This is a genomic window from Streptomyces sp. NPDC005791 (assembly GCF_042871485.1).
Classification (GTDB): domain Bacteria; phylum Actinomycetota; class Actinomycetes; order Streptomycetales; family Streptomycetaceae; genus Streptomyces.
In genome coordinates this window covers 21,965-33,635 of sequence record NZ_JBIAIP010000014.1, presented here as the reverse complement: position 1 = coordinate 33,635, position 11,671 = coordinate 21,965, and the positions used below count along the sequence as shown (strand labels likewise).

The window sequence follows — 11,671 nt, the reverse complement described above, 5'->3', positions numbered from 1 at the left end:
AGGGTCTCTACTGGGGGTCTGCGTACTGGATGCCGCGGCCGTTGGTGCCGAGATAGACACGGCCGTGGACGCGGGGATCGCCGGTGATGACCTCGCCGGTCCACCCCCACCGGTGGGAGTCGTCGTTGATACGGACCCAGGTCGCGCCCGCGTCGTCCGAGCGCAGCACCGCCACGCCGTCGTACGTCGCGGAGACCCGCCCCGTCTGGAAGACCGCCGGGTATCCCGCCCGGCCCTTCCTCGGTGCGGCCTTGCCGAAGCCGAGGGCGTACGAGCCCTGGCAGCCGGCCACCGGCGTGAACGTGCGCCCGCCGTCCGTCGAGCGCAGCAGCCCGTTCTCCTTGGCGGACAGCCACAGGTCGCCGGAGCGCCCTGGGGCGGCCGCGATACGGAACTGCACATCACCCGAGGGGAGCCCCTTCGCGCCCTCGGTGAAGGTCGCGCCCTCGTCCGTGGAGAGGAAGACCGCGCCCGTGTCCGTGTCGTACACGTAGAAGCGCGCCGGATCGAGCGGGTCGGCCACCGGTGTGCCGCCCTTCGGGAACGTGGCCACCTCGGCCCACGTCGCCCCACCGTCCGTGGAGCGGTGCGCGGCGTGCTTGGTCCCGTCCCAGTGGACGAACGACCACAGCAGCGTCGCACCGTCGGCGGAGACCGCCACCGGGCCGGGGGCCGAGGGGGCGATCGCCGGCTGCGAGGCGAAGGGCTGCCAGCTCGCCCCGCCGTCCTCGGAGTACGCGCCGGCGGAGTCGGAGCCCGAGGGCCAGCCCGTCCGCACGACGTACGACGGCTTCGACGTGGCCAGGGCCAGTCCGGTCGCCGTGCCGAAGACCGGGTTCGACGCCATGCCGCGCGACGGGGACACGGTCAGGGAGTCATGACGCATGACTCCGATGTCCCCCAGACCGCTCAGCAGCCGGGCCCCCGAGGGCGGCGCGATCAGCTGGCGTACCGACGTCTCCTCCAGCCCTCGGATCTCGGGTGCCCAGTGCACCAGGTCGCGCGTCCCGAAGATTGTGGCGCCGGTGCCGTAGACGATGTGCCGCGAGTCGTACGGGTCGACGGCCACGGCCTGGATCCACCAGCCGAACTTGGGTTCCCCGCCCCACTTCAGATACGGGGTCTCCGAGACGTCCAGCACCGCGGTGTCCTTGAGCGAGGTCCATGTCGCTCCGCCGTCCGTGGAGCGGAACAGGGTGTCCACCGGACCCCAGCGGTTGTTCGTGGAGACCACGACGGTGTCCGGGCGGGCCGCGTCCACGGCCACCCCGCCGTACCCGAACGCGTCGCCGTCGCCCGGGGCCACCGGGGTCACGTCGGCCCAGGTCCCCGTCACCGTGTCGAGACGGTGCACCGAGCCGTCGGCCTGGTTGTTCGGGCCCGGCCCGTCCGCGTAACTCACGTACAGCGCACGGCTGCCCGCGTCGTACGCCGCGCGGACCGGCACCTTCGTCGACGTTCCGGCGGACGGCTGCCCGGGGACGGGCTCCCAACCGCCGGTGGCGCGTCTGCGGTAGAGGGCCGTGCCGCCGTCGCCCCAGCCCGCGTACACCGTCCGGCCGGCCGCCACCAGCAGCGTGACGCCCTGGCCACCGGCCGACGCCGTGGCAGGGAAGGAGGTGTCGGCGGCCCAGGTGGCGCCACGGTCCGTGGAGCGCAGCAGCCCGTCGTGGCGCGTCCCGAGCCAGAGGGTCTCGCTGTCGCGCGGATCGACGAGGAGCCGCTCGCCGCAGCCCCGGCCGTCCTCGTTGGCCCCGAGGCGCACGGTGAGATCCGTACGCTCCCAGGTCGCGCCCCGGTCCTCGGACCGGAGGACCGCGCCCGGGGAGGCGTACGCCTGTGTGTACGTCCCGAGGGCCAGGTACAGCCGGCCAGGATGTGCCGGGTCGACGGCCATCGCCTCGACGCCCATCAGGTTCCAGTCGTCCCAGCCGATGTGGTCGATGAGCGCCGTCCACCGGGACTTACGGTCGTCCCAGCGGTAGGCACCGCCGATGTCGGTGCGGGCGTAGGCGAGACCCCGTACGGCCGGGTGGAACAGGATGCCCGTCACGAAGCCCGTCCCGCCGATCGCCGCGGTGCGCCAGCGGTGCGGCTGGGACTTCGCGGGCCGCCGGGCGGCTACGGCAGCCCCCGCCGCCGGCAGCACGGAGGCCGAGGCTGCGACCACCGCCGCACCGGCCAGGACGGTGCGGCGCCGGGGAAACGGGGCGGGTTCTGGCTGCGGGACGGACGAAGCGCGCATGACGAAGACCCTCCGGTGGGGGAGTGACGGGAGACTGCGGTACGGGGACGGAGCTCAGCCCTTGACGGCGCCGGTGAGCATGCCTTCCTTGAAGTGCTTCTGGACGAACGGCGACAGGAACGCGACCGGGATCAGCGCCAGCACCATGACCGCCATCTGGATGGCGAGCAGTGACAGGTGGCCGGTGTTGATGACCTGCGTCAGACCGGTGGGCCGCTCCTGCTTGAGGACCAGCTGGTTCATCACGTTCTGCAGCGGCATCATCTCCGGGTCGCTGATGTAGATCGACGCGTTGAACCAGGCGCTCCAGTAGCCGACCGCGTAGAAGAGCGTGATCACCGCGATGACCGCGCGGGACAGCGGCATGATGATCTGCCACAGGATGCGGAAGTCACCTGCCCCGTCGATGCGGGCGCTCTCGACGAGCTCCTGGGCCGTACTCATGAAGAAGGCACGCAGGACCAGGATGTTGAAGACGTTCAGCGCGCTCGGGAGGATCAGGGCCAGATAGCTGTCGGTGAGGCCGAGTCCCTGGACCACCAGGTAGGTGGGAATCAGGCCCGCCCCGAAGAACATCGTGGCGAGCATGAACAGCAGCAGCGGACGGTGGAGCACGGATCCCGGACGGGACAGGCCGTAGGCGCACATGATCGACACGGCCATGCTGAACAGCGTGCCGACCACGGTCACGCAGATGCTGATCACCGCGGCCCTGGTGACCTGGCCGCCGCCGAGCAGCTCCTGGTAGGCGACGAAGGTGATGCCGCGTGGGATCACCACCAGCCCGCCCGCGTCGGTGATCGTCCGCACCGAGGACAGGCTGGTGACGATCACGACCCAGAGCGGGAAGAGAACGGCGAGACAGGCCAGGACAAGGACCACACCCTTGGAGGCGAGCCCCGCCTTCGTCGGCTCCTCCTCCCACACCGGCCGCAGCCGGCCTCGCGTGCCGGGCTTGACCCCGGCCACGCCGGTCATTCGGTAGAGCAGGCCGCTCACTTCTTGTACACCCCCTGCTCACCCATGAGATGGGCGACCTTGTTGGCCCCGAGGACCAGCAGCAGACCGAAGATTCCCTTGACGATCCCGACGGCCGCCGCGTAACTGAACCCGCCGTTGGTGATGCCCACGTTCCACACGTAGGTATCGAGGACCTCGGAGGCGCCCGGTCCGACGGCCGTGCGCTGGAGCAGGATCTGCTCGAAGCCCACGGTGAGGGCGTTGCCCACCTGGAGGACCAGCAGCAGCGCGACGACCGGGCGCAGGGCGGGCAGTGTGACGTGCCACATCCGGCGCCAGCGGTTCGCACCGTCCATCGCGCTCGCCTCGTAGAGCTCCGGGCTGACCGAGGCCAGCGCGGCGAGGAAGACGATGACACCCCAGCCGGCGTCCTTCCAGATCATCTCGAAGGTGATCAGGAACTTGAACAGACCGGGGTTCGTCATGAGGTCGAAGCCCTCATAGCCGTTCTCCCGCAGCGTCTGCGCGATGAGCCCCGCGCCGCCGAACATCTGCTGGAAGACCGTGATGACCAGGACCCAGGAGAAGAAGTGCGGCAGGTAGAGGATCGCCTGCGCCACCGCCCGGACCCGGGGCCGCACGAAGCTGTTGATGAACAGCGCGAGCAGGATCGGCACCGGGAAGAACAGTGTCAGCTGCAACAGGAAGATCGTCAGAGTGTTGCCGAGCGCCGACCAGAACAGCCGGTCGTTGACCATCTGCTGGAACCACTCGAAGCCGACCCACGGGCTCTGCAGGATCGCCTGGAAGGCGTTGTCCGCGATGTAGGGGTCGTAGTCCTGGAAGGCGACGACGTTGCCCACCAGAGGGACGTAGGCGAAGACCAGCAGCAGCAGCATCGCCGGCAGGGTCATCAGCAGCAGCGTCCGGTCACGGCGCAGCCGGTGCCGCAGGGGCACCTTCGCGCTGACCGGGGCCGGCCCGCGGGCCGGCCCGTCCTTGTCGACCGGCGACGACGCAGGGGACTCCTGCGCGCGCCGGTCATCTGTGCTCAGAGACATGTCAGGAGGCCGACTCACCGGTCTCGTCGAGCAGCTTCTTGTACCAGTCGCGAAGCTGGTCGCCGCCCTTGGTCTTCCAGTCCGAGACCTGCTGCTGCATGTCGCTGACCTTCTTGCGGCCGCGCACGATGTCCTTCTCCAGGGCCTCGAACTGCGCGTTGAGCTCGGTGTAGCGGGTGGGCTCCTGGATCTGCATGCCGTGGAACAGCGGCTTCTTCAGGTGCGCGCCCTGGCGCTGCTGCCACTCGATGACACCCTTGGCGACGTCCGGGTAGTCCGGGTACGCGCGGTACGGCTTGGAGGTGGCGATGTACTCGTAGGTGGCGAAGACCTCGTTGTTGCCCTGCTCGTTCTTGACGAGGACGCCGTCTTCGAGGGTGTGGTGGGTGCCCTCCAGGCCGTAGGCCCGCAGACGCTGCTCCTTGCTCCCGTACGGAGCGGCGGTGAAGTTCGCCAGCGCGAGGAGGTCCTCGATGACCTTCTTGTCGGCCTTCTTGCTGGCGAAGCACCAGATGTTGGAGGGGGAGGCCTCGTAGATGACGGGGGCACCGCCGTCGTGGGCGAAGAAGTCCATCGCGTCCATCCGGAAGTCCGGCTTGTCGAGCCGCTGGACGGCGGTCGCGGCGTACCAGTCCGAGATGTCCGCGTTGTACATGAGGACGTTCCCGGAGGAGAAGGTGGTGCGCATGTCACCCGTCTCCGCCTTGGCGTCCGGGTGCACGAAGCCTGCCGAGTACAGCGAGCGCGACCACTCCAGCGCCTCCAGGTACTCCTGGGTCTCGTAGCGGTTCACCAGCTTGCCGTCGACCAGCTGCCAGTAGTAGGGCTTCTCCGGCAGCACCCCGAAGAAGACGTACGCCGACCACGTCATGTCGCCGCACGCCCACACCTTGCTCTTGGGCGCGTTGATCTCCTTGCAGAGGTCGTAGAACTCCTTCGTGGTGGTCGGGACCTCGTACCCCTTCTCCTCGAAGATGTCGGCGCGGTAGAAGGGGGTGATGTTGGGCGTGGCCTCGGCCGGCATCGGGATCCCGCGCAGCTGGCCCGCGAAGATGCCGCGCTGCCAGGCGCCGGTGGGGATGGCCGCCAGGTTCGGGTACGCCTTGACCTTGTCGCCCGACAGGTAGGGGCCGAGGTCGGCGAACTTGTTGGCGATGGCGCTCGGGATCTTGCCGCCGAGCTCCCAGCCCGGGACGACGACGGCGTCCGGGATGGAGCTGGACGCGAGCACCGCGCCGAGCTTCTGTCCGTAGACGTTGCCGTCCTGGTTCTGCCACTTGACCTTGACGCCGGCGGCCGTGTCCATGGCGGTCCAGTACGCGTTGCCCTCACCGGGCGACGTGCCCCACAGCGGGGCCATGATGCTGATCTCGCTGCCCTTGCCCAGCTTCTTCGGCACCGACACCGCCAGCTTGTCGGCGGGGAGCGCCGTGGTGAAACCGTCGGCGGAGCCGTTCTTGCTGGGGATGTCAGGGGTGACGGCCTTCGAGGGCACATAGGCGGGAAGGATGTCCTTCAGCTTCGATCCCGTGGTCGTGCCCTCGTTCTTCGAGCCACCGGAACCGCCGCCACAGGCGGCGAGGAGCGGCATCCCGCCGCCCACGGCTGCCGCGACAACCACGGAGGAGGCGAGGAAACGTCTCCGGCTGGGGGCGGAGGGGGAGTTCGGCGTCATTGCGTCAACCCTTCGTGGTGCAACAGGACGGCCCGCGGCGGCGACTGCCGCTCGGCCCTGTGTCTGAGGTAGGGGGCGTTACCGGCCGAGCCGGTCGGCACAGCACCGGCTGAGCTGAAGCGGTCAACGGGCTGCCTCGTCGAAGCGCTTCGATGTTGCAGCGAGATTAAGTGAAGGGTTCCGGCCGCACAAGAGTTCGTTTCGATATTCCTCCGACGTGTGTCCGAACCGTTTCCCGGGGTCCTGTGACAGGGATGTGCCCGGAAGAGACTTTTTGGGCCTGTCGCACCCTTGACACCTACGGGGTTGGCCGCAGAGCATCGAAGCGCTTCGAAAGATCTTCTCCCCGCGTCGACGGTCCTTTCGATGCCCGACGCCCTGAAAACCTCCCACCTCTCCAAGGGGACCCGCACGTGACGGACCATCCGTTTCCCTTCCGCGACCCGCAGCTGTCCTTCTCCCGGCGCACCGACGACCTGCTCGGACGGCTCACGCTCGACGAGCGGATCGCGATGCTGCACCAGTTCGCCCCGGCGGTGGAGCGGCTGGGCCTCGGCCCGTTCCGAACCGGCCAGGAGGCCCTGCACGGGGTCGCCTGGATGGGGCCCGCCACTGTCTTCCCGCAGGCCGTCGGCCTCGGCGCCACCTGGAACGACGACCTGGTCCGCCGGATCGGTGAGGCCGTCGGCAACGAGGTACGCGCCAAGCGCGCCCAGGACGACCGCGTCGGGCTCAACGTATGGGCGCCGACGGTGAACCTGCTGCGCCACCCGCTGTGGGGCCGCGGCGAGGAGGGGTACTCCGAGGACCCCACCCTCACCTCCGCCATCGCCGTCGCCTACACCCGGGGACTGCGCGGCGACGACCCCCACTACTGGCGCACCGCCCCCGTGCTCAAGCACTGGCTCGCGCACAACAACGAGACCGACCGCGACACCGCCTCGTCCTCGGTGCGCCCGCGTGTCCTGCACGAGTACGACCTGCGTGCCTTCCGTGACGCCGTACGGGCCGGGGCGGTGGCCGGGGTCATGCCGGCCTACAACCTGGTCAACGGACGGCCGAACCATGTGTCCCCGCTCCTGGGGCAGCATCTGCGGCGCTGGACCGACCAGCCGCTCGTCGTCTGCTCGGACGCGGGAGCGCCCTCCAACCTGGTCGACTCCGAGCACTACTTCGACACCCACGAGGAGGCCACCGCCGCCTCCCTGAAGGCGGGCGTCGACAGCTTCACCGACCACGGCACGGACTCTTCGGTCATGACCGGCCGCATCCGCGACGCGCTCGCCAAGGGGCTCATCGACGAGAGCGACATCGACACGGCGGTCCGCCGGCTGCTCGCGATGCGCTTCGCGCTCGGCGAGTTCGACCCCGAGCTCGATCCGTACGCGCGCGTGGACGACCTGGACACCGACGAGCACCGGGCGCTCGCCCTCGAAGCCGCGGAACAGGCCGTCGTCCTGCTCAAGAACGACGATCTGCTGCCCCTGAAACCGGAGCACGGCCGGACCGTCGCAGTGGTCGGGCTCCTCGCCGACACCTGCAAGCTGGACTGGTACAGCGGCACGCTCATGCACCGCTCCACGCCGCTCGACGGCATCCGCGAGCGGTACGGCGCCGAGAACGTCCTCTTCGCGGAGGGCGTGGACCGCATCCGGCTGAAGTGCTCCGACGGCTGGCTCCGGGTGCCCGTCGCCGACGGGGCGACGGAGGGGGAGGCGCGGGGCGCGGAAGGTGCCCTCGACCCGGCACTCCTCGCCGGCCGCACCGATCTGCCGCCGCTGACCTGCGGCGACGAGGCCACCGAACTCGCCCTCGTCGACTGGGGCGACGGTGTCCTCACCCTGCGCACGGACGACGGGCTGTACCTCTCCGTCGCCGACGACGGATACGTCAGGGCGTCGGCGGACGAGCCGGGCGGCTGGGTCGTCCAGGAGACGTTCCGCATGGAGGCGGTGGAGGGGCACGACGGCGGGCACCGCCTTCTGCACATCGGGACCGGTGGATACGTGTCGGTCGCCGCCGACGGCGCGAAGGTTGCCGAGTCCGGTCAGAACATTGCCCGCGACGCCGCCACGGTCTTCGAGCAGGAGACCGTCGAGCACGGCGCCGACGCAGTGGCCCGGGTCGCCGCGGCAGCCGACTCCGTCATCGTCGTCGCCGGCAACGACCCGCACATCAACGGCCGGGAGACCGAGGACCGCACGACCCTCGCCCTCCCCGCCCAGCAGGACCGCCTGTGGCGCGCCGCGCACGCCGCCAACCCGCGTACGGTCCTCGTCCTGTCCTCCGCCTACCCGTACGCGGTCAATGACGCGGCGGACGGGCTGCCGGCCCTGCTCTGGACGGCCCACGGCGGCCAGGCGGCCGGCACCGCGCTCGCCCGCGTCCTCGCCGGTGACGTGTCCCCGGCCGGCCGGCTCCCGCAGACCTGGCACGCGAGCGACGACGATCTGCCCGGTCTGTTCGACTACGACATCATCGGCTCCCGGCAGACCTACCTCTACTTCGACGGCACCCCGCTCTTCCCCTTCGGACACGGTCTCGGGTACGCCGACTTCACCTACTCCGAGCTCCGGGCGGAGCTGGACGGCGAGCGGATGCGTGTGTCACTGACCGTCACCAACGACGGCTCCGTCGCCGCCGACGAGGTGGCACAGCTCTACGTGCGCGAGGCCGCGCCCGTACAGCCGGACTCGCCCATGGAGCCGGGCACCTCCGGGGGCGCACGCCTCGGTCGCCTGCTGCCCGGCCTGTCCGCACCCTCGGAGCTGCCACGGCTCAAGCTGGCAGCCCACCGCCGGGTTCACCTCGCGCCGGGTGCGGCGCAGCACATCGAATTCGACGTGGCCGTCGAGGAGTTGGGGCACTGGAGCGTGGCCCACGGCCGGTGGACCGTCGAGCCCGGTACGTACGAGATCCTCGCGGGCGCGTCGAGCGCCGACATCCGGCTCACCGCCACGGTGGCCGTCGACGGGGAAGCGCAGGGGCCCCGCCCGGTGGCGACGCGCGGCCTCGAGGCGGCCGACTACGACTGGCAGCGGGGCACGGTGATCGTCGACCGCGCGAAGACGGAGGGTGACGCCGTCGCCCCCGCCTCCACCTCCGCCGACGAGGCGGGACGACTCGTCTACCGGGCGTGCGACTTCGGTGAGGGGGTGGCCGGACTGACGTTCCTGGTCTCGGGGGAGGGGCGCATCTCCGTGGGCGGTGGCGGACTCGGCATGACGGTCCAGTTCCCGGACACCGGCGGCCCGTACGACTACCGGACCATCGAGGTCGAACACGAGATCCGCGGGGTGGTCGGCGAGTTGTGCATCGACCTCACAGGGACCGTGCGTCTCGCCCGCATCGACGTCATCCACGCTGAGGAGACCGCATGAGGTTCACCGACGGCTTCTGGCTGATGCGTGAGGGTGTCCGCGCCTCGTACGCGACCGAGATCCGTGATCTGCGGGTCGACGCCGACCGGTTCACCGCGTACGCCGCGGTCAAGCGTGTCGCGGCACGCGGTGACACGCTCAACACTCCGTTGATCACCGTCGAATGCTTCTCCCCGGCCGAAGGGGTCATCGGGGTACGCACCACCCACCACGCGGGCAAGGCCCGGCGTGGGCCGGACTTCACGCTGCTGGCGGACGACACCACGGCGCCCGCCGCCCGCACCCGCCGGGACGGCGCCGTCACCGAACTCACCAGCGGTCCGCTGACGTTGCGCATGGACGGCGACGGGCCCTGGGGGATCACCTTCCTCGACGGCGACGGACGGCGTCTCACCGGAGTGGATTCCAAGGGGACCGCCTTCGCGACCACACCTGACGGCGTCCACCACATGATCGCCCAGCTCGCCCTGGACGTCGGCGAGAACGTCTACGGGCTCGGCGAGCGCTTCACGCCGTACGTGAAGAACGGCCAGAGCGTCGACATCTGGCAGGCGGACGGCGGGACCAGCAGCGAACTGGCCTACAAGAACATCCCGTTCTACCTCTCCTCCCGTGGCTACGGCGTCTTCGTCAACCACCCCGGAAAGGTCTCCTTCGAGGTCGGTTCGGAATCCGTGGGGCAGGTGCAGTTCAGCGTCGAGGACCAGTCGCTGGAGTACTACGTCGTCGCCGGCCCGACGCCGAAGGACGTCCTGTCCCGCTACACCGCGCTGACCGGCCGGCCCGCGCTGCCGCCGGCCTGGTCGTTCGGTCTCTGGCTGACCACGTCCTTCTGCACGTCCTACGACGAGGAGACCGTCACCTCCTTCGTCGACGGGATGGCCGATCGCGGTATCCCGCTGAGCGTCTTCCACTTCGACTGCTTCTGGATGCGCGAATACCAGTGGTCGGACTTCCTCTGGGACCCCGAGGTCTTCCCCGACCCGGAGGGGATGCTGGCCCGCCTCAAGGAGCGCGGACTGCGTATCAGCATGTGGATCAACCCGTACATCGCCCAGAAGTCCACCCTGTTCGCGGAGGGCGCCGAACACGGCTACCTGGTGCGGCGGCCCAACGGTGACATCTGGCAGTGGGACCTGTGGCAGCCGGGCATGGCGCTGGTCGACTTCACCAACCCGGCCGCCCGCGCCTGGTACAACGACAAGCTGCGTCTCCTGCTCGACCAGGGCGTCGACTGCTTCAAGACGGACTTCGGCGAGCGCATCCCCACGGACGTCGTCTGGCACGACGGCTCCGACCCGGAGCGCATGCACAACTACTACACACACCTCTACAACGAGGCCGTCTTCGCACTCCTGGAGGACGAGCGCGGGGCCGGGGAGGCGGTGCTCTTCGCCCGGTCCGCCACGGCGGGCGGGCAGCAGTTCCCGGTGCACTGGGGCGGCGACTGCTTCGCCTCCTTCACCGCCATGGCCGAGTCCCTGCGCGGCGGTCTCTCGCTGTCCCTGTCCGGCTTCGGCTTCTGGAGCCACGACATCGGCGGCTTCGAGGGCACCCCCGACCCGGCGGTCTTCAAGCGCTGGCTCGCCTTCGGCCTGCTCTCCTCGCACAGCCGGCTCCACGGCAACGTCTCCTACCGCGTGCCGTGGGAGTTCGGCGAGGAAGCCGTCGAGGTGGCACGGAAGTTCACCCTCCTCAAGCACCGCCTCATGCCCTACCTCTACGGAGTGGCCGCCGAGGCGCACCGCACGGGCATCCCGATGATGCGGCCCATGCTGGCGGAGTTCCCCGAAGACCCCGCCTCGCGCACCCTGGACCGGCAGTACATGCTCGGCCCGGACCTGCTGGTCGCCCCGGTCTTCACGGAGGACGGCGAGGTCGAGTACTACGTCCCCGAAGGCGGCTGGACCTCGCTGCTCACCGGCGAGCGCGTCACCGGGCCCGCCTGGCGGCGCGAGACGCACGGCTTCGACAGCCTGCCCCTGCTGGTCCGGGACGGCGCCGTACTGCCGTGGGGCGCCGACGACCAGCGCCCGGACGGCGACTGGCTGGACGGCCTCACCCTGCGCGTCTTCGGCTCCGGCCCGGACGAGCGCACGATCACGGTGCCGGACCTGACCGGCAGCCCGGCGGCGTCCTTCCACGTCGAGCGGGACGACGCGGGCACGCGGGTCACGGCGCAGAAGCCGGAGCGCCCCTACCGTGTGGTCGTCGAGGAGTCCGGGGTCGCGGGGGAGGGGACGGGAACGGTCTCCGTCGCCTGACCGTCCGACCGCGACGAGGAGGAACCGCAGGGGCCCGGTGCACGCACCGGGCCCCTGCGGCCGCGAGCACTGCGTCAGACCTGAAC

General features: G+C 70.1%; 6 protein-coding genes. 2 read left to right on the top strand and 4 right to left on the bottom strand.

Annotated features, from left to right (window positions below; all coding sequences use genetic code 11):
• Positions 1-7: 7 nt before the first annotated feature.
• Genes ACFYSH_RS25485 through ACFYSH_RS25470 form a run of 4 tightly spaced genes read right to left on the bottom strand, consistent with a single transcriptional unit; the run spans position 8 to position 5,941 of the window.
• Positions 8-2,245, bottom strand: coding sequence for a 1,4-beta-glucanase (locus tag ACFYSH_RS25485; protein WP_359465660.1), 2,238 nt, complete (start codon positions 2,243-2,245; stop codon positions 8-10).
• Positions 2,246-2,299: 54 nt separating this feature from the next.
• Positions 2,300-3,223, bottom strand: a complete 924-nt coding sequence (locus ACFYSH_RS25480; RefSeq protein WP_359465927.1) for a carbohydrate ABC transporter permease — start codon at positions 3,221-3,223, stop codon at positions 2,300-2,302.
• Between the two features lie 17 nt (positions 3,224-3,240).
• Complete coding sequence (locus ACFYSH_RS25475) at positions 3,241-4,266, bottom strand: ABC transporter permease subunit (protein ID WP_359465658.1); 1,026 nt, start codon at positions 4,264-4,266, stop codon at positions 3,241-3,243.
• Position 4,267: 1 nt separating this feature from the next.
• Complete coding sequence (locus ACFYSH_RS25470; protein WP_359465656.1) at positions 4,268-5,941, bottom strand: extracellular solute-binding protein; 1,674 nt, start codon at positions 5,939-5,941, stop codon at positions 4,268-4,270.
• Between the two features lie 413 nt (positions 5,942-6,354).
• On the opposite strand from ACFYSH_RS25470, the gene ACFYSH_RS25465 reads away from it, so the two are divergent.
• Together ACFYSH_RS25465 and yicI are read left to right on the top strand one after the other, a co-directional pair.
• Complete coding sequence (locus tag ACFYSH_RS25465; RefSeq protein WP_359465654.1) at positions 6,355-9,321, top strand: glycoside hydrolase family 3 C-terminal domain-containing protein; 2,967 nt, start codon at positions 6,355-6,357, stop codon at positions 9,319-9,321.
• Positions 9,318-11,585 (top strand): alpha-xylosidase, encoded by a 2,268-nt coding sequence (yicI, locus tag ACFYSH_RS25460; RefSeq protein WP_359465652.1) that lies wholly within the window; start codon positions 9,318-9,320, stop codon positions 11,583-11,585. The genes ACFYSH_RS25465 and yicI overlap by 4 nt, the downstream gene beginning before the upstream one ends.
• The last annotated feature ends 86 nt before the right edge of the window (positions 11,586-11,671 follow it).